The organism is Clostridium sp. CTA-5 (assembly GCF_054768135.1).
On record NZ_BAAAAT010000004.1, the window covers coordinates 159,889 to 180,438 of the forward strand.

A 20,550-nucleotide genomic window follows, 5' to 3' on the forward strand; every position below is an offset into this window, starting at 1 on the left:
TATTAAATATAGATAATGTAAAGTTAGAGCTAATAAGAGTTGTTTTACATAATTTTACCATTTATTTAAAGTATAATAAACAAAAAATAGTGTAGTTTATACCATGATTCTAGTATTTTTTATGACATACATATGTTAAAATTATAAAATTTTAAGTATATATTAAAATGGAAAAATGTTCAAAATGAAAAAATGACTTATTGAAAATTGCAAAAAGTGTGTTATAATTAATTAATATATAGGAATATTCAACAATTATGCAATTTTTAAAGTTGAAAAAATTCATATTAGGGGGTTAGTTAAATGAAAAAAGAATTTTCCATGAGTAATGATAAAGTAATGATAAATTTTACAGCTAAATATTGTAATAACATTAATTCAGTATTAGAAAGTAATGGATTTAGAAGAGTATTAGATAGTTATTTAAAAAAGGCTAAAAGAAGAAATACGTTAACTTTTAGATTTTTAACAGAATCTTTAGAGTGTAATAGTACTCCTGAAATTTGTAAATCATTAATAAAGTCAATAAGACTTTTAACAATAATGGGGGTAGAGGAAGTTATAGAGTTAAATCCTAATTTTAAAAAGTTATTAACGGATAAAGATAGCTTTATAAGATTTATAGAAGAATTTTATTTATATTGGAGACGGTTGGAAAGATATACAATTATTCATAGATATAATATACAACAAGGATTAGCAGCCATGAGTTTTACTGAAGCTAATGCTAAATTTTCTGAAATAATATTAAAATTATATAGAAGGGTTGAAAAAAATGTACTAGGCTATCAACCGAAGGTTTATAGACAAATACCTGCAGGTGGAAATGCATGTGTTATGATTCACAAAATGGATTGGCCGATTCCATTAGGATATGAAGGGTTAGAAGATATTCCTTTTATTGATAATATACTTTTAGAAACACCATTTATAACTTATCCTAAAAAAAATACAAGAGATGGAATGTTTTCAGAGACTAATGAAAATCCATTAAAATATGCAAGGATAAATAAAGAACATTGGTTTTGTTATCCAGCAAAAATTGGAGACTCTTTAGCTTATATTTATTTCCATAGAGATTTTATGGAACATGGAATTACATTATGTAATTTATTTGAAATGGCAAGAAGTGAAGAGATAAGAGGAAGAAGACCTGATATAGTATATGTATTTGGAGCTAACGATGAAAATGGGGAAGAATTAAAGACAATATTCTATGATGATAAGAAAAATGATATTATGTTAGGATATGTTAATCATTCAGATAAAATTGATTATTTTGGATATATGAAAAAGATGTCGTTAACTCTTCATAATTTAATAATGATAAAAAAAGGTTATTTACCAATCCATGGTGCAATGGTAAATATAATACTTAAAAATGGAAAGACAGCAAATGTTGTTATTATGGGAGATAGTGGAGCAGGTAAATCAGAAAGCTTAGAAGCATTTAGAAGTTTAAGTGAAGAATATATATCTGATATGACTATAATATTTGATGATATGGGGACATTTAAATTAGAAAATGGACAAATTTTAGGTTGTGGTACTGAAATAGGAGCTTTTGTTAGATTAGATGATTTAGACCAAGGTTATGCATTTAAAGAAATGGATAGAAGTATCTTTATGAATCCTGATAAGGTTAATGCTAGATTAGTGGTACCGGTAGCTCCTTATAAAGAAGTAGTTAAAGGTCATAAAGTAGACTTCTTCTTCTATGCTAATAACTATGAAGCTGTAACAGAAGATGGAAAGCATTTAGAATATTTTACTTCGTCAGAAGAAGCAATAAAAGTATTTAAAGCAGGTGCTAGAATGGCAAAAGGTACAACTACGGAAAAAGGACTGGTTGAATCATTCTTTGCTAATCCATTCGGTCCAGCACAAAAGCAAGAAGAAACTAATGAACTTATTGAGAAGTATTTTAATACTATGTTTGAAAATGGGCATGTTAAAGTTGGGCAAATAAAAACTTGTTTAGGAGTAGAAGGACAAGAAAAAAATGGTCCTAGAAATGCAGCTTTAGAGTTATTTGATGAAATAAAGAAATTATTTTAAGCCACATAAAAGAAAATAACAAGTATAAGGTGCAATGTATTTTTTATGTCAGACCAGGAAATATAATGGTTTAATAGCAAGCTATTAAATCATTCTGCTGACGCAACATGATAGCTTGTTATTTTTTGAATGTACCTAAATTAAAATATATTGCAAAATACTAAAAAAGGATTAATGCAAAACATTAATCCTTTTTTAGTATTTTATCTTTTAAAGATTTAAGTATCGAATTAAAAGAATTTGAAGAGACTGTAGGAAAAGATTCTACTAAACGAATATGATTTAAATTTAATTTTAAATTTCCAAACTTACCTTCAAATTTTTTTGAATTAAAATTAGCCTTTTCTTTTGTTGATGATATAAAAGAAATACAACGTTCTAGTAAATCTCCTGTATCTACTTGGAGTTTAGATAATAAATGTTTAAATTTTACTAAAGAAATTATAGTTAATGAAAAATCTATTAAAAAATAAACTGTTATTATATAAAAACAGTAAGTACCAATGCCATTTGGAATATTATGTACTATATATTCGATGGCAGGGTGTATTACTTTTACAACTGTAACAGAAGCTGCACCCCACATTAAAGAAAAATGGAAACATATTCTTCCGTGTAGATTAAGAGGATCGTCACTATAATCCCACCATTTAGATTTAAATATCTTTTCTAACATAAAACCAGTAATATATTCTATAACTGATGTTACAATAGTTGCTAATATAAATAGCAAGAATATATTAAGATTAAATCTATCTAAAAAAACTATTATAGAAACTAATCCACATCCATATATAGGGCAAAAAGGTCCATATAAAAAACCTCTATTTACAAAGTAACCTCTGTTTTTATATGCATAAAGTACTTCAACGCACCATCCTAAAAATGAATATATCATAAAAAAATACACTAAATGATATAAATCCAAATTTGCAATTTTAAATAATTCCATAGTACCTCCTATAAATTTTGACTAAAGTCATATGTAATTCCTATATTATATAATAAAATAATTATTATAATATTAATTTTATATTAATTTTTTTAATAATAAATTATTTTATTATTAAAATTTAAGCATCATATCTAAAAAGGTATGATGCTTAATAATTTTCGTATAAAAAATTAAAATTTCTTAATTGAAGTATAAATTACTTTACTTAATTATTTCTAATAACATATAAACTAAATTAAAATAAAAAATTTTAACTAGCTTTGAATTAATAATCTAAACCTTTATAAAAATACATTTTTAAATCTTATTAGAGTATTATGTACAGAAAATATATTTTTATTCTTTAAAAAATTATAAAAATTTAAATCTGTAAATAAATTATATTAATAATGCAATTTATAAAAAGTAGATAAATATACTTTTTATAATGAAAATCTTATAAAGAGATATTTCTATCTATAGGTTGAGATAAAGAAATAAAAGTATCAGTTCTTTGAATACCATCTATATTATTAATTTTATTAAGTAGAAGATCCTGTAAATCTGAAATATTAGTACAAACTACTTTTGCGAACATAGAATAGTTTCCAGTAGTTAAGTGAAGCTCTACAACTTCCTTAATTTTAGACATTTGTTCAAATACAGCAGTAAAACAGGATGTCTTATCTACATATATTCCGACAAAACAACAAACATCATATCCAAGTTTGGGTAAATTTAAAAGTATTCTAGTTCCTTTTATTATACCTAAGTCTTCCATTTTTTTCATTCTAACATGAATAGTTCCACCACTAACATGGCATATTCTAGCTATTTCTAAATAAGGAGTTCTACAATCTTTTATTAACAATTCTAAAATTTGTAAGTCTAACTCATCTAAATGAGTATTTGCAACTAGTGTCATATTATCACCTCTTAATTAATCATCAAATCTAGTTTTAATTTTATCAAATATTCTATCAATATTAAAGCTAAAATGAATAAAATTATTAATTATTTTATTAAATTTTATCAAAATAATAAAATTATTGACTATTTGACATTTATATAAATTGAAAAAAATTACCTTTAAAGCTTGATAATATACATAATATCTAATAAACTTATTAATATACAGTTTTAAGGAGGAATGACAAGTGGGAGTTTTAATGACAATTCTTAGCTTTCTTGCAACTTTAGTTATTGTTTTAGGAGTTTATTGGGTTTGTAAAAAGTTTATTTTTAAGAAAGTAGCAATAAACAAATGGATAGCACTTGCAATATCAATTATATTGTTTATGATTCAGTTATTTTTACCAATAATTAAGCAAATACCTGTTTTACAAATTGTATTATCTTTAATATCAGTAATTTTCTTTTTATGGTTTATGTACATTGAAAGAACAGGTGGTACTAAAAGGAATGAAAAGAAGATAGTTATAAAATCTAAAGCTAAACCTAATAGAGTAAAACATCTAAATAAACAAGAAAACAAAAAGAAATAAAAAACAAAAAAGGGGATGTCACATTAGCGGATTAAAACCCAAAATGTAAAATAGTCTGTGTAGACTTCAATAAGATGATATAATTAAATTATCAAATGAATGGAACACGGACTATGTCTTTATCTAAAAAGATTTAGCAAAGCTAATAGTAGAAAATGCCGATGTGAAAACAGTAAAGGATATAAAAGAAACTTTAAAGGAATTACTAGGTGGAACATTTCAGTAAATATTAGAAGTGGAAATGGAAGAATATTTAGAATATGACAAGTATGATTATGAAAATAAAACTACTTAGAATAATAGGAATGATAAGAGTTCAAAGAAATTGAAATCAGATTTAGGAATGTTTGATTTAGATGTTCCTAGAAATTGTGATGACTCATTTTAATTATAGATAGTGAACAAATGCTAAATTATCCAATTATTTTTTGAACACACTTTTTACTTATTTCAGTAATAGTCATTTATCACTTAAATAGTTCAACTATCATATGCGTATATTCTTGATTATATTGCTTATTCCTATTCATAGCGAACATATCCTTTCATCATTAAATAATATTCTATTAAATTCAATTTATTGTGTTCACTATTATATACTAATACCAATGGACACAAGGAATTAGAGATTGATCACAAATTTTCACAACTATCTATCTTATTCGAAGGTGGATTAGACCAATTGGTATATTAAAAATATACATAAAAAATAAGGCTGAAAATATTTTATATATTTTCAACCTCATCAAATAAATTATTATCTATTTAGTTTATACAAAACTACTGACAGGCTCTTATATTTGTTATTTTTTTATCGTCTTCCATAACATGTAGCTGTTGTACTTATTGTTATATATCCTTGTGTTTGAAATTCTGCTTGTACAATATGTTGCTTTGTTTCCATTTTGTATTCATAATTTTTTTCTACTGTACCATATTTATTCTTAACAGCTTTTTTTTCTTCTCTAGATAGATTACTTCCTGAAACCCACATGTAAGTAGTTACATAATTACCTGTCTCTCCATCCCATTCTATTTTTGAATCTTTCCATTTATCTGGAGCTTTAGAAAAATAAACTGGTAACGAACCATTAACTTTTGCTTCAAAAAGTGATGTACTTTTAACTGCATTAAAATTAGATTCTGCAGCGTTTACACTAATAGGATTTAACATTAAAGCTCCTCCTATTAGAGATACACCTAAAATAATTCTCATACAATGTTTTTTCATATCTTACCCCCCTAGTATTCAATAAAATTTAAAATTAATTATTATAAATATTGAAATTAACAAAAGTAAATTTATGTTAATTCTAATATTTATAACAATATTAACATATAAAGGAAAAATAGTCAATAATAGTAATAAAATAATCTTCTGAATTTATTTAATTAGTTAAGATTTCAAAAAATGCTGAACTGATTAGCTTATTGGAATGTAAAAAATTAATTAATTAATTTTTTAAAACTTATTCTTTGAACATAAAAATAAACTTCTAATTATTTTTGTTTACAAAGCTTAAAGAGTAAATTGTATAAATAAAAACTATCTCTTAATAAATAAATTGATAATTACGGAAAATAATTTTAAATATTATTTGCTACATAATATGTAAAGTATGTAAATTCATTTCATTTGAAATTAATAATTTTATTGAAGAACATACATATTTAAATTCGCCTAGTATAACAAAACAGGAATTTTAAAAATTAAGTAAAATATTTCAGTTCCACTTAATTATAGATACATAATTAAAATTAAAGGAATTAAAATAAATTTAGTATTTTAAATGTTATATATGTAGTGGAAATAATTACTTTAAAACATTTACAGAAAAATATTAAAAATTAATTGACTAAAGGTATACGTATATGATATCTTATAAACATAAGATATACGTACAGAAAAACAGAGGAGGAATAAAAGATGGGTAAATTTAATAAAGAAGCAAAGTTATTAATAGATTATGTTGGTGGAAAAGAAAACGTTTCTGCAGTAACCCATTGTGTTACAAGATTAAGATTTGTACTTAATGATCCTAAAAAAACAAATGTTAAAAAAATAGAAGAATTAAAATCAGTAAAGGGAACATTTACTCAAGCTGGACAATTCCAAGTTATAATTGGGAATGAAGTGTCAACGTTTTATAATGAATTTATAGAAGTTTCAGGGATTGAAGAGAGCAGTAAAGAAAACGTTAAAAGCGCTGCAAAATCAAACATGAGTCCAATTCAAAAAATGATGGCTAATATAGCAGAAATATTTTCACCATTAATACCAGCTATTATAGTTGGAGGTTTAATATTAGGGTTTAGAAGTATTATTGGCGATATTAAAATGTTGGAACATGGGACAAAGAGCCTGATTGAAGTATCACAATTTTGGGCAGGAATGCATAGCTTTTTATGGTTAATAGGAGAAGCTATATTTCAATTTTTACCTGTAGGAATTACTTGGGCTGTAACAAAGAAAATGGGTACAACTCAAATACTAGGTATTGTTTTAGGGGTTACATTAGTATCACCACAGCTTTTAAATGCTTATTCAGTTGCTGGTGCTGATAAAATTCCGTTTTGGAATTTTGGTTTTGCTAAAATTAATATGATAGGATATCAAGCACAAGTTATACCAGCAATTTTAGCAGCATTTTTATTAGTGTATCTTGAAAGAGGAGTAAAGAAAATATCACCTCCTTCAATATCAATGATTTTAGTACCATTTTTTGCTTTAATACCAACTGTTTTAGTAGCACATGCAGTATTAGGACCTATCGGTTGGGTTATTGGAAGTGCAATTTCAAAAGTTGTATATGCTGGATTAACATCAGCATTTGGAAGTGTATTTGCGGCTATATTTGGTTTCTTATATGCACCATTAGTTATTACTGGATTACATCATATGACAAATGCGATAGATCTTCAATTAATGGCTGAATTTGGAGGAACAGCGCTTTGGCCAATGATAGCATTATCTAATATTGCTCAAGGTTCAGCAGTTTTAGCAATGATTTTTTTACAAAGAAAAAATGAAGAAGAAAAACAAGTATCTATACCAGCATGTATATCAGCTTATTTAGGAGTAACTGAACCAGCATTATTTGGTATAAATCTAAAATATAGATTCCCATTTATTTGCGGAATGATAGGATCAGCAGTAGCAGGAGTTATATCTGTAGCTGGTGGAGTAATGGCAAATTCTATAGGTATTGGAGGAATTCCAGGAATATTATCAATACAACCACAACATATGTTGATGTTTGCAGTAGCTATGTTAGTAGCGATAATAATTCCATTTACTTTAACTGTAATTACAGGAAGAAAAAAATTAGGATAAACAATAGAATATTATAAGAATTAATAAAAACATAATAAGTGCAAGGTAATATGAGATATTCATTACCTTGCACTTATTGATAAGTTTATGATAGTATAAACATGTACGTATAAGATGAAGGCGAAGGGTGACTTAATTATGAAAGATTTTAAAAAGAGTGTAGTATATCAAATATATCCAAAGTCATTTAAAGACTCAAACGGTGATGGATTTGGAGATTTAAATGGTATTATAGAGAAACTAGATTATTTAAAAGAATTAGGTGTAGACTATATTTGGTTAACACCGATTTATATATCACCACAAAAAGATAATGGTTATGATGTAGCAGATTACTATAATGTAGATTCTAGATTTGGAACAATGGAAGAATTCGAATCTTTAGTTAAAGAAGCTAAAAAGAGAGAAATCTATATTATGTTAGATATGGTGTTTAATCATACATCAATAGAACATGAATGGTTTAAAAGAGCATTAAAAGGAGAAGAGAAATATAAAAATTATTATATTTTTAAAAAAGGGAAAAAAGGATTGCCACCAACAAATTGGATATCAAAGTTTGGTGGAAATGCATGGGAATATGTTGAGGGATTTGATGAATATTATCTTCACCTATTTGATGTTACTCAAGCTGATTTAAATTGGGATAATAAAGAACTTAGACAAGAGATATATGATGTGGTTAACTTCTGGATTGAAAAAGGGGTTAAAGGATTTAGACTAGATGTTATAAATCTAATTTCTAAGCCAAGTATATTTGAAGATGATAATTTGGGAGATGGAAGAAGATTTTATACAGATGGACCTAATATACACAAGTATTTAAAGGAGTTAAATGAAAATACTTTTGGAAAATACGATGATATTATAACGGTAGGAGAAATGTCATCTACATCAATAGATAATTGCATTAAATATTCAAATCCAAATGAAAAAGAATTATCTATGGTATTTAATTTTCACCATTTAAAAGTAGATTATAAAGATGGTGAAAAGTGGTCACTAATGGATTTCGATTTTAAACAATTAAAACAATTATTTTATGATTGGCAAAATGGAATGATTAATGGTAATGGATGGAATGCATTGTTTTGGTGTAATCATGATCAACCTAGAGTGAATTCAAGATTTGGTGATGTAAAAAAATATCATAAGGAATCTTCAACAATGCTTGCTACAGCGATTCATTTAATGAATGGAACACCATATGTTTATCAAGGGGAAGAATTTGGGATGACAAATCCTGGCTTTCATAAAATAGACGATTATAAAGATGTTGAATCTATAAATTATTATAATATATTAAAGTCTCAAGGAATAAATGAAGAAGAAATAATGAAGATATTAAAAAGTAAATCCAGAGATAATTCAAGAACTCCTATACAGTGGGATAGTACATTAAATGCAGGGTTTACAACAGGGGCTCCATGGATAAATGTATCTAGTAATTATAAAGATATTAATGCTGAAAATGCATTAAATAATAAAGAATCAGTTTTTTATCATTATAAAAAATTAATTAATATAAGAAAAGAAGAAGATATAATAGCATATGGAGACTTTAAAATGTTATTACCAGAACATAAGCAAGTTTATGCATATGAAAGAAAATTAAATAATGAAAGTATAATAGTAGTAAATAATTTTTATGACAAAGAATGTACTATAAATTTAAACGAAGAAATAGATTATAATATAGAGAAAGTGGAAACTTTAATATCAAATTATAACGATAAATATGATAATCTTGAAAAAATTAACTTAAGACCATACGAGTCATTTGCTATTAAAATTAAATAAAAAAGTATATGGACTATCTCAAAAATATGTTTAGGTATTTTTAGTAGTACATATATTTTTATGAGTTATGTTTTAAAATAGTATTTATACTACAATATAAATACTTACTTAAAATATAGCTCTTTTAGTAATCATTTTATTGTAGAATATATATATTGATGTTAAAATTATTATGGTGATGAATATGGATAAAAAATATCTGATTATTTATAATAATATATTGAATAAGATAGAAAATGAAATTTTAAAGCCTTATGATAAATTACCATCTGAAAGTGCTTTAATGAAAGAGTTCAATGTTTCTAGAGATACAGTTAGAAAATCATTAAACTTATTAGAACAAAATGGATATATTCAAAAGTCAAAGGGAAAATTAGCATTTGTATTAGATATAAATAAAGTAGCATTTCCTGTGTCAGGAATAACTAGCTTTAAAGAGTTAGCTATAAAAGCTAATTGGAAATATAAAACTTATGTAAAACAACTTGAAGTTGTAAAAAACAATAAGAAACTAATGAATAAACTTAAAATATCCGAAGAAGATGAAGTTTGGAGATTAAAAAGAGTTAGGGAAATTGATAATGAGAAAGTTATATTAGATAAAGATTATATAATTAGAGAATTTGTTCCAGGACTAACAGAAGAAATATGTAAGGAATCTATTTATGATTATATTGAAAAAGAACTTAATTTAAAAATAAGTTTTGCAAAAAAAGAAATAACTGTGCAAAGTGTAAATGAAGAAGATAAGATGTATTTAGATATGAAAAACTATAATATGATAGTGGTAGTTAAAAGCTATGTTTATTTAGATGATGCAACATTATTTCAATATACTGAATCTAGACATAGACCAGACAGGTTTAGATTTGTAGATTTTGCAAGAAGAACTTATTAGTTTACTAAAATAAATACATTTATGAATTGATTTTATTTAATAGCTTAGATAAGTGATTGAGCAATTTATAATAATGATTTTTATATGTATTTATATATAAAATTTTATCTAATATTAGAACTTTTTATACATTAAAATATGAAGATTAATTTAAAAATTTAATTAAAAATAAGATGTATCGCAAAATAAAAGTTACAGTATTTGCAATACATCTTATTTTAGGCACATGAAATAAAATAATAGATCAAAGATGCATTGTATATTTTGTGTCAGACAAGGAATTAAATTTAGTTAATAGAGAGCTGTTAGCTAAATTTGCTGACACAGTATCACACAAAATAGATGAGCATACTGGTCTATTATTTTTTTTGAATGTGTATTATTCTCTAAATATTGGTGAGCTTATAGCAATTTTATTATCAGAAGAAATTATTTTAATAACATACCATCTCTCCTCCGGAGCAGGAGTATGATTATAAATGTATTTTATTCTATTTAAATTTAAATCAGGTATTCTTTTTATAATAATTCCACCAAAAGAAATAATCTGAATTTCTTTAATTTTGTAATTAGAATCTTCGACAAATATAGAAAATTGAAGTTCATCATTATTTAGTGAAAGAATTTCTCCCATAAAATAATTATTTACGGTAAAATACATAATTAAAGATTTTGATTCAGTAGAATATGTATGTCTACTTCTAAATGCTGTTATTAGTGAATCTGTTGTTAGCTCATTTGAAATAACACAAGTAAGATTTTCATTATCTCCGAAATTCATTCTATGATTATCTTGAGAATTTATAGCACCGAGTTTCCAACCTTTGTCTAATAAATAATAGTAGTATTTATCATATCTATTATACTTATTTGGAAAAGAGCCATTACCAACTTCAATAGATGTTATAACCTTATTTAAAATAGGATTACAGTCTAAATATTTTATATTTTTATGAGGATGATTAATAGATATAAAAGAATTGGGATTGTTTATCATCCATAATATTAATAATTGAATATTATTTACACTGCCAGTAAAAAATCTATTAGAATTTACTATATTAATATCACTACAAAAGTTAGCTTTGCTTTCAAAACCAATTAATGGCAAAAAACTTTGGTGTTTTTTTCTATAACGTGTACGTAAATATTTTAAAGCTTCCCATTTTGTTATTTCATTTCCGTTTAGTCTAACAGTTTTTGTTAAATAATTATTATGGTCAGTTAAAATTAAAAAATCAAGTCCATTGTGACGGGCATAATCAAACGCTTCAACTGGAGTTCCACGTCCAGTGGAAAAACCACAGTGTGCATGAGGAATACCATAATAAAATTTTAAATTCTTAAAATTAACTTCTTTTTGTATCTTCTTTTTATCCAAATTATATAACCTCTATAAATTGTTTATAATATATAATATATCTTCTAAATCAAAATAATGACAATAAGTAAATGTAATGATAAAATAAGTTTAGGTATTTTTAAGAATAGGGTTTATAATTAGAGTAATTTTTGTGAATTATAAAAGAAGGTGAAAAATTAATGATAAAAAGTTTCCAAGGAAAAAATCCTAATATAGCTGATAATGTTTATATTTCAGAGACGTCAGTTATTATTGGAGATGTGACAATTAAAGAGAACTCTAGTGTATGGTTTGGAGCAGTTATTAGAGGGGATGAGGAATCAATAGCAATAGGAACTTGTAGCAATATACAAGAAAATGTTGTACTTCATGCTGATAAAGATAATAAATTGTCTATTGGAAATGGTGTTACCATAGGACATGGAGCTATAGTTCATGGCTGCATTGTAAATGATAATGTATTAATTGGTATGGGTGCAATAATATTAAATGGAGCTGAAATTGGTGAAAATTCTATAGTTGCAGCAGGAAGTTTAGTAACACAAAATAAAAAATTTGAAGATGGAGTATTAATACTTGGAAATCCTGCTAAGTCTATAAGAAAGCTGACAGAGGCGGAGATAGAAAGCAATAAAAAATCTTGTTTAACATATGTTAAATTAGGAAAAGACATGCTTTTAAATAAGTAAAAATAAACTAGTATATGGAGGAAATATGATATTAATAGGTGATTATAACGACTTAAAAGTAAGTAAAAAGGTTGATTTTGGATATTATTTATCAGATGAATTTGGAGATGAAGTTTTATTACCAAAGGGATCTTTAAATGGTAAAAGTGTTAAAGAAGGTGAAAGTCTAACTGTATTTGTATATAGAGATTCTAAAGATAGATTAATCTCAACACTAAAAACTCCTAAATTAACTATTGGAAATATAGGGTATTTAGAAGTTGTTGGTCAAAGCAAAATAGGTGCTTTTGCAGATTTTGGTCTTGAAAGAGATGTATTTATACCACTTAAGGAACAAACTTTTAAATTAAAAACAGGTAAAAAATATTTGTTTTATATGTATTTAGATAAAACTGATAGATTGGCACTTACAGCTAAAATAGATGAATATTTAGAAACAACAGAGGCAGAAACATTTAAGGTTTCGGATGAAGTTGATGCTATAGTATATGATACTTGTTCTAATGGAACTTTAAATGTTGCTATAGATAAAAAATATAGAGGGTTAATATTAGAAAATGAACATTTTGAATACATATATCCAGGTGAAGAAATAAAAGCAAGAGTTAAAAAAATATATGATGATGGTACACTTGGTCTTACAACAAGAAGAAAAAGATTAGATGAAAGAGATGTTTTATCAGAAAAAATACTTCAATATTTAAGAGAAAATGGAGGATTTATGGCATTCAATGATAAATCTTCTCCTGAAGACATAAAAAAGACTTTTAATACTAGTAAAAATTATTTTAAAATTGCTCTTGGTGGATTAATGAAGCAAAAATTAATAGCACAAGATAAAGAAGGAACGAGATTATTATAAGATAAAAAACTAGTTAATTAAAATTAAGTATATAAGTTCAAATAAAATTTGTTTATTAAGACAAATATTAGAATATTTATAAATGCTATGACTTACCAGTATAGTGCGGAACTTATATAGAAAATTTATGATATATATGCTTCTAACTAAATAGTATTAATTAAAGAGTGTATCTTTAATTATAAATGTATTAACTTAATTAGAACATATATTAAAAGGACATTATAGATAAAAAAAATTCAAAACGTAAATAACTTTAATTTTTAAGCAATATTTCTATAAAAGCTATATTACTTTCTAGAATACTATTGGAGTTTTAAGTTTTGAAATTTTATTTTTAGTGTCCTTAAATTTTTTTAGATTAATCTTCATCTAAATTAACATTAATATTTTTTATAAGTCATACAAAAAGTAAAAAAATAATAAAATTAGTAAAATTTATATATATTGTGTTAGTATTAAACTATATAATAGGTAATTTATAATTTAAAAATAAAGTGAGTTTATGAATATATTTAATTTATAATATAAAAAATAATAATTTTTATAAAAAAATTCATAATATTAATAAAAATGATATAGTTTTTTAAAATAATAACGATAATTAAAGATATGGAGTTATTTTACTAAAATTAAATTAAGTATATAAATTTAGATGAGGAGTAGGTTATATGAAAACTAATATATTATTGGAATCAGGTACTGGGGAATTAGAGATAATTGATTTTGTTGTAAACAATACTCATTATGCTATCAATGTAGTAAAAGTTAAGGAGATAATAAAAACTCCATCTACTGGAATAACGAAATTACCAGATCCTAAACCAGAAATAGCAGGACTTATATTATGTAGAGATGAAATTCTTACATTAATTGATTTAAAATATATTTTAACAAGACAAAAAACAGATAATATAGGATCTAAAGTTATAATATGTGAATTTAACAAAATTAAAGTTGCATTTAGTATTGATGATGTAGTTGGGGTTCGACGTATTAAATGGGATGAGATAAGAAAACCAGATGATTTATCAGAAAATTCATTGGCAGTGGGAAATATACTTTTAAATGATAAGGTAATAATTATGCTTGATTTTGAAAAGATAGTTACAGATCTTTCACCAAGTACTGGAATAAGTGAGGATAGACTTGTAAAAGTAGACTATAAAGATAGATCAAATGTTAAATTAATTTTAGCAGATGATTCGGCTTTAATTAGAAAACTTTTAAAAGAGACTCTTACAAAAGCAGGTTTTAAAAATTTAACGGTTTTTGATGATGGTAAACAAGCTTTGGATTTTCTTGAAGGTTTAGTAGAAAAGAAAGGCGAAAATTTTAATGAAGATGTACAATTACTTATTACAGATATTGAAATGCCACAAATGGATGGATTAACACTTACAAGAAGAATAAAAGAAAATGAAATTCTAAAGAAGTTACCTGTAGTAATATTTTCATCACTAATTACAGAAGAATTAAAACATAAAGGTAAATCAGTTAAGGCTGATGCTCAATTAAGTAAACCAGAAATAGAAGAATTAGTTGAAACTATAGATAAATTATTAAATGTGTAAAATATTAATGTATAATTAAGTTAAAGCAAGACTCTTAACGCTCATAGGGGGTTAGGGTTCTTGTTTTTTTTATATAAATAATGGTATTATGAGAAATAACTAGGGATAAAATATTTAATTTTAAATATAAAATATATAAGTATAAATAAACTTTAATGATTTATATAAGTTTATAATATTTACAGACTATATAATTTAACTACTATAATTTAACTACTATAATTTAAAATTTATATAGAAAATATTTGATGTATATGATTCTAATAAGATATTATTAATAAATATATTATTTTATATAAAACTTAAAAAAGAAATCATGAATGTATTAACTTAATTAGAAAATATATATTTATAGGGGGGATAGAGGAGAATAGATGAATATAATTAATCATTTCAAAACAATTACAAATCATAAATTACTTGTTATGAAATATTGCTTTAAAGTAGGCTTATATAAGCAAGGACTTTTACATGATCTTTCTAAATACTCATTAATAGAATTTTCAGCAGGAATTAAATATTATAGAGGAGATGTTAGTCCCAATGGTATACAAAAAATAAAAGAGGGATATTCATCAGCATGGCTTCATCATAAAGGAAGAAATAAACATCATTTTGAATATTGGATAGATTATGGAGTTAATCCTAATGAAGGACTAATTGGTATGAATATGCCTACTAGATATGTCGTAGAAATGTTTATAGATAGGATGAGTGCGTCTATGAATTATCAAAAAGAAAAATATACAGATAAGAGTGCACTAGAGTATTATGAACGTGGAAAAGAACATTATGTTTTACATAAAGATACACAGGAAATGTTAGAATTCTTACTTAATAAATTAGCTAATGAAGGGGAAGAAGTAACTTTAAATTATATTAAAAATAACATTTTACATTAAATAAATTTTAATATATGCTCTAAATCTATATTGTTATTTTAATAAAAAACTGTGTTTTAAAATATAAACATTCACTTAAAACATAGTGTAATAAAAATATGCTACTTGCGCTTATAAAAAAAGTTGAATTGAGACTTGAAAATCGTTATTATTAATATTTACTAAACTATATTTAAATAATTATAAAAAGAATTTTTACATATAATAAAACTTATAAAATAAATTTAAATTGGAGGATTATATGAATACAAAAGAAACATTTTTATGTGATATAAAACCAGGAAGTGATATAAAAACATCATTAATGGTAATGAGAATAATATTTAAAGATGCTAATAAAGTTGTATGTATATTAGCAGATAAAAGTGGTGAGGCAAAAGCTAATGTTTTAAGTAAAAAGGGAGATATTACAGAGGGTAGGGTAATAGCTGTAGAAGGGACTAAGGATATTAACTTAGATATTAAAAAATATGAATTTATTTCAGAATATGATATTTCGGATTATCTGCCAACTGTAAATAGACCTATTGAAGATATAATGGATGAAATTGAGGAGTATACAAATAAATATATAATCTCACGAGAAGGAAGAGCTTTAAATGATTATTTTTTTAAGAATGAAGAATTTTTAAATAAATTTAAAAAAGGAATCGGTGGTGTTTCTATGCATCACAATTATTTAGGAGGACTTGCAGAACATACATTAAATGTTATGCATTTAACAGCAATACTTTGTGAAAGGTATGATTGTAGAAGAACAGAAACAGCAATGCTTGCAGCAAAACTTCATGATATTGGAAAAATTCATGAATTATTCTATGAAGGACCTTTTAAATATACACTTAAGGGTGAAATGGAGGGACATATTGTTATAGGTGTAGAAATGATAGACAGAGCTATTAATCAAAATATATCTTTATATTCAGAAGATTTTATTATGAGAATAAAAGGATGTATTGTTCAACACCATGGTAAGCTTGAATATGGTTCTCCAAGAGAAATGAAAATGGAAGAAGCATTTATACTTAATTATGCAGATTCAATAGATGCAACTATGAATAAAATTTCCCAATTAAAAGATAAAACTGAACCAGGAAATTGGTCAGAATATGACAGAAGAATTGAAACTAAATTATATTTATAATAATTTTAGACAAAAAGTATCTATTTTGGGTAACAAAGGTAGATACTTTTGTTATAATATATTAAGTATTTAAAAAAGAATACGATAATAATAAATTAGGGGAAATAATAAACAAGGGAGGAAGAATTTATATGAATAAAATTCTATCAAAATTTAAAATGAGACAAGTCATTGTAATTCTTTGTGTACTTTCATGCATATTTACATTGGCTATAGGAGCAGGGGGAAGTATACTTATCAAAAAAATAAACGAAAATGTTGAGTGGATATATGGTTATTATGAATGGACTGATAATCTTCAACAGATTGATACAAATATGTCTGATATGAAAGCTAATAGATTAAGTGCTCAAGATACTTTTGACACGAAATATATTGATGCAATAAAAGAAAATAATGATATAATAATGAAAAACTATAATGAGTATACAGCTACTGACAATCAAACAGAGGAAGAAGATAAAGCTATTAAGAAAATACATGAATCTTATGATGAATATTATAAGTTAACTAATGAGGCTCTTAATTTATATAAGAATGGACAAACATTAGATAATACATCAAAACAAAGATTAGCAGAATTAGAAAAAACAATAGATGAAAATGTAGAGTGGTTAAAAAGTTACATAAAAGAATGGGCAGTAAATGATAAAACTTCATGTAGTAATTTATATAAATCTGCTATGATAACATATTTAGCAGCTATAGTTATATGTATAGTTGTTTTCAGTTTTATTGCATTAAAGATTGTAGAGATGTTTAAAAAAGAAGTAAAAGAAATAAATGGAGCATTAGAAGAAGTTGCTTCAGGAAATTTAAGTATTAAAGCTGAGATTGATGGAAACAATGAATTTGACCAAATGAAAAAGTATATAAATAGAACAATAGAAAGTTTTTCTAATATAGTTGGTGGATTAAAAGGAAAAAGTACTGATATTGATACAAAATCAGAAGATTTAAAAGTAGTTTCAGAATCTCTAACATCTTCTGTAAATAATATTTCTGAAGCAATAGGCAATGTTGCAACAGGGGCAGAAGAACAAGCAGGAGACATGGTTGAAATTACAACAATATTAAATAATTTTTCAAATAACATCGATAATTTTATTGATAATTTACAATATTTAAATAAAAGTTCTAATGAAATTACAGAAAGAGCTAATTTAAGTAGTATAAAGATGGATGAGTTAGCAGAAACATTTAAATATATACAAGAATCAATAAAATCATTTGTAGTTAAAATTTCTAATTTAAGCATTACAATAAATGAAGTAAGTAATATAACAAGTTTAATAAATGGTATAGCAGAACAAACTAATTTACTAGCATTAAATGCAGCTATTGAATCAGCAAGAGTAGGAGAAGCAGGAAAAGGATTTGCAGTTGTTGCAGATGAAATAAGAAAATTAGCTGAACAAAGTAGAGAATCATCTAACAACATTACTACTTTAATAAATGGTGTTTCTGAGGATACAAGAGCTATTGTAGATGATAGTAGTATAATAAATGATAAATTAACAGACTCTTCTTTAGTAATAACAGATTCTTTATCTTCATTTAAAAATATTATTGTATCTATTGATGAAATAGTTCCAAGAATAAATGATTTGAATGTTGCATCACAAGATATTAATAAAGAAAAAAATACAATATTTGAAAAAATAGAAAAATCTACTTCTATTGCACAAGAAATGTCGGCTGCATCAGAGGAAGTAGTAGCTTCTTTAAGTGAGATGAATGAAGGTTGTGAAGGGGTGTCTACAACAGCTAACAATCTTAATGAACTTACTAATACATTTGAAAGTGAAATTCAATTATTCAAACTTAAATAGAAGTTAAATTTATAATATGTTAAATATATTATAAGTTTACTTTAAAACATAGCCTAAAATTTAAGTAAATAGATAAGTTTCAACAAAATTTATTCATTAATATAAATGTTAAAATATTTATAAATGATATGATTTACCACTATAGTGAGAAACTTATATAGAAAATTTAATATATATATGATTCTAAGATAATAGTATTAATCCAGATAATAATTTCTTATAATAATTAAATAAAAAATATAAAAATGTATCAACTTAATTAGAACATATATATTAATTAAATTTTAAGAGAAAAATCTCCAGATAAAAATTATCTGGAGATTTTCTTTTAGGTGTCAGAAATGATTTGTATATAAGCTTTTTATATTTACAATATTAATATTGCTTAAAATAGAGTATATGTTTTAATATGCTGCACTAGGGTTAGTTTTTATAGCAGATTTTTTTTGTATTTTTGAAAGTTGTGTACATATGAAATCTGTTATTATAAATATTACAATAAATAATCCAAAGATCTTAATAGGCATATATGATTCCATTTCGAACAATAACATTGAATATCCTAAAAGAACCCAATGGACACAATACATCTTAGTAATATTTTTACTCCATCTAGCAAAATGTGTATATAGTTTTTCAGGTATGTACTTTGTAATAAAATAAATTATACTAATCCAAAATACTGAAAATGTACCTAATATAATATTTCCCATAATATCATGGTGATAATATGTTTCTTGGTATAATTCATCTCCAAATGCACCAAATTCTACACCATTTATGTAAGCATATATAACTAGTGGCACTAATGCTACTAATGATATGATAAAGCATTTTTTATAAAATAGTTGTTTGTTTTTACATCTAATAAGCAATTTGCCAAAGAAATATCCGAATATAGGAAAGGCTATCCAAGATAAAAATGGAAACCATGAGTAATCATTTGTTCCCCAGATTACTCCAAAAATTCTATCAGTAACTATCATACCTGTAGAGTTATCTCTAAGAAAAAGATTTAGTGTTTCAAAAATACACCAGATAATTGCTATATGTGAATCTTTAAGTTTGAATTTCTTAACAAGACCAAAAAATATAAAAGTTAATCCGGCAAATGGTAAAATATCTATCCCAAATAGAGAAGAAATTGCTTCTGTTTTATAGCTTGGATCAGAATCAATAATAGCTAGAAGATTAAATGGAATAAAATCTCTAAAAAAGTTTAAAACATATGCTAAAAAAAATATTAGAATACCTCTTTTTAGTAAGTAGTTTGGACAACTACGTTTTGAATAGACAATTCCTAATCCTAGTAAAAACATAAAAATTGGTGCAGCAGGAGGACTACCAATAAATTCAATAATTTTAGTATACATAGAAGTTTCAAGACTTGGATGAGCATAAACTTCATTAATATGAACTAATACCATAAATAAAATAGCTAAACCTTTTGCAATATCAAGTTCTTTCTGACGCCCCGAATTTATTTTTTCTTTTGTAAATAATTCAGTCATAATAACACCTCGTAAAAAATATTTTTTATATTATAATAAAAAACATTATAATATAAACTTACAAAATATAGTATATCATAAAAATAAAATATATTAAAAAATCCGAATTTTAAATATATTTTATTTTTATTATAAGTTTTAAAT

The 20,550-nt window shown here is 24.8% G+C and carries 16 protein-coding genes; 11 read left to right on the forward strand and 5 right to left on the reverse strand.

Annotated features, from left to right (window positions below):
• Positions 1-303: 303 nt before the first annotated feature.
• Positions 304-2,058: a phosphoenolpyruvate carboxykinase gene (locus ACYUET_RS10355; RefSeq protein ID WP_460279357.1), complete on the forward strand. Its 1,755-nt coding sequence runs from the start codon at positions 304-306 to the stop codon at positions 2,056-2,058.
• A 184-nt stretch (positions 2,059-2,242) separates the two neighbouring features.
• Here the strand turns inward: ACYUET_RS10355 and ACYUET_RS10360 are convergent, their stop codons facing one another.
• Together ACYUET_RS10360 and ACYUET_RS10365 are read right to left on the reverse strand one after the other, a co-directional pair.
• The gene (locus tag ACYUET_RS10360) at positions 2,243-3,010 is read right to left on the reverse strand and encodes a putative ABC transporter permease (RefSeq protein WP_460279359.1); all 768 of its coding nucleotides are present in this window, start codon (positions 3,008-3,010) and stop codon (positions 2,243-2,245) included.
• Between the two features lie 439 nt (positions 3,011-3,449).
• Complete coding sequence (locus ACYUET_RS10365; RefSeq protein WP_219780717.1) at positions 3,450-3,917, reverse strand: Lrp/AsnC ligand binding domain-containing protein; 468 nt, start codon at positions 3,915-3,917, stop codon at positions 3,450-3,452.
• 232 nt (positions 3,918-4,149) lie between these two features.
• Between ACYUET_RS10365 and ACYUET_RS10370 the strand changes: the two genes are divergently transcribed.
• On the forward strand, positions 4,150-4,497 hold the full coding sequence (locus ACYUET_RS10370) for a hypothetical protein (RefSeq protein ID WP_460279361.1): 348 nt from the start codon (positions 4,150-4,152) through the stop codon (positions 4,495-4,497).
• Positions 4,498-5,308: 811 nt separating this feature from the next.
• Here the strand turns inward: ACYUET_RS10370 and ACYUET_RS10375 are convergent.
• On the reverse strand, positions 5,309-5,728 hold the full coding sequence (locus tag ACYUET_RS10375) for a hypothetical protein (protein WP_460279363.1): 420 nt from the start codon (positions 5,726-5,728) through the stop codon (positions 5,309-5,311).
• A 696-nt stretch (positions 5,729-6,424) separates the two neighbouring features.
• On the opposite strand from ACYUET_RS10375, the gene treP reads away from it, so the two are divergent.
• The 3 genes from treP (at position 6,425) to treR (ending at position 10,529) form a co-directional block, all read left to right on the forward strand.
• Entirely contained in the window at positions 6,425-7,831 is a 1,407-nt protein-coding gene (gene treP / locus ACYUET_RS10380) for a PTS system trehalose-specific EIIBC component (RefSeq protein ID WP_460279365.1), read from the forward strand.
• Between the two features lie 138 nt (positions 7,832-7,969).
• Positions 7,970-9,631, forward strand: coding sequence for an alpha,alpha-phosphotrehalase (gene treC / locus ACYUET_RS10385; RefSeq protein WP_460279366.1), 1,662 nt, complete (start codon positions 7,970-7,972; stop codon positions 9,629-9,631).
• 184 nt (positions 9,632-9,815) lie between these two features.
• Positions 9,816-10,529 carry a trehalose operon repressor gene (gene treR, locus ACYUET_RS10390; protein ID WP_460279368.1) on the forward strand — a complete coding sequence of 238 codons (714 nt, stop codon included), beginning with the start codon at positions 9,816-9,818 and terminating at the stop codon, positions 10,527-10,529.
• 379 nt (positions 10,530-10,908) lie between these two features.
• On the opposite strand, the gene ACYUET_RS10395 is transcribed toward treR, so the two are convergent.
• Complete coding sequence (locus ACYUET_RS10395; RefSeq protein WP_460279371.1) at positions 10,909-11,910, reverse strand: CehA/McbA family metallohydrolase domain-containing protein; 1,002 nt, start codon at positions 11,908-11,910, stop codon at positions 10,909-10,911.
• Positions 11,911-12,071: 161 nt separating this feature from the next.
• On the opposite strand from ACYUET_RS10395, the gene ACYUET_RS10400 reads away from it, so the two are divergent.
• The 6 genes from ACYUET_RS10400 to ACYUET_RS10425 all read left to right on the forward strand — a co-directional run bounded on the left by ACYUET_RS10400 (position 12,072) and on the right by ACYUET_RS10425 (position 18,895).
• Complete coding sequence (locus ACYUET_RS10400) at positions 12,072-12,581, forward strand: gamma carbonic anhydrase family protein (RefSeq protein WP_460279372.1); 510 nt, start codon at positions 12,072-12,074, stop codon at positions 12,579-12,581.
• Between the two features lie 25 nt (positions 12,582-12,606).
• The gene (locus ACYUET_RS10405) at positions 12,607-13,443 is read left to right on the forward strand and encodes a CvfB family protein (protein ID WP_460279373.1); all 837 of its coding nucleotides are present in this window, start codon (positions 12,607-12,609) and stop codon (positions 13,441-13,443) included.
• A 671-nt stretch (positions 13,444-14,114) separates the two neighbouring features.
• The gene (locus ACYUET_RS10410; RefSeq protein ID WP_460279375.1) at positions 14,115-15,017 is read left to right on the forward strand and encodes a chemotaxis protein; all 903 of its coding nucleotides are present in this window, start codon (positions 14,115-14,117) and stop codon (positions 15,015-15,017) included.
• 374 nt (positions 15,018-15,391) lie between these two features.
• Positions 15,392-15,919: a DUF5662 family protein gene (locus ACYUET_RS10415; protein WP_460279377.1), complete on the forward strand. Its 528-nt coding sequence runs from the start codon at positions 15,392-15,394 to the stop codon at positions 15,917-15,919.
• Positions 15,920-16,160: 241 nt separating this feature from the next.
• Complete coding sequence (locus tag ACYUET_RS10420) at positions 16,161-17,063, forward strand: HD domain-containing protein (protein ID WP_460279378.1); 903 nt, start codon at positions 16,161-16,163, stop codon at positions 17,061-17,063.
• Between the two features lie 131 nt (positions 17,064-17,194).
• Complete coding sequence (locus tag ACYUET_RS10425) at positions 17,195-18,895, forward strand: methyl-accepting chemotaxis protein (RefSeq protein WP_460279380.1); 1,701 nt, start codon at positions 17,195-17,197, stop codon at positions 18,893-18,895.
• 404 nt (positions 18,896-19,299) lie between these two features.
• Here the strand turns inward: ACYUET_RS10425 and ACYUET_RS10430 are convergent, their stop codons facing one another.
• Complete coding sequence (locus ACYUET_RS10430; protein ID WP_460279381.1) at positions 19,300-20,406, reverse strand: heparan-alpha-glucosaminide N-acetyltransferase domain-containing protein; 1,107 nt, start codon at positions 20,404-20,406, stop codon at positions 19,300-19,302.
• Positions 20,407-20,550 lie beyond the last annotated feature (144 nt).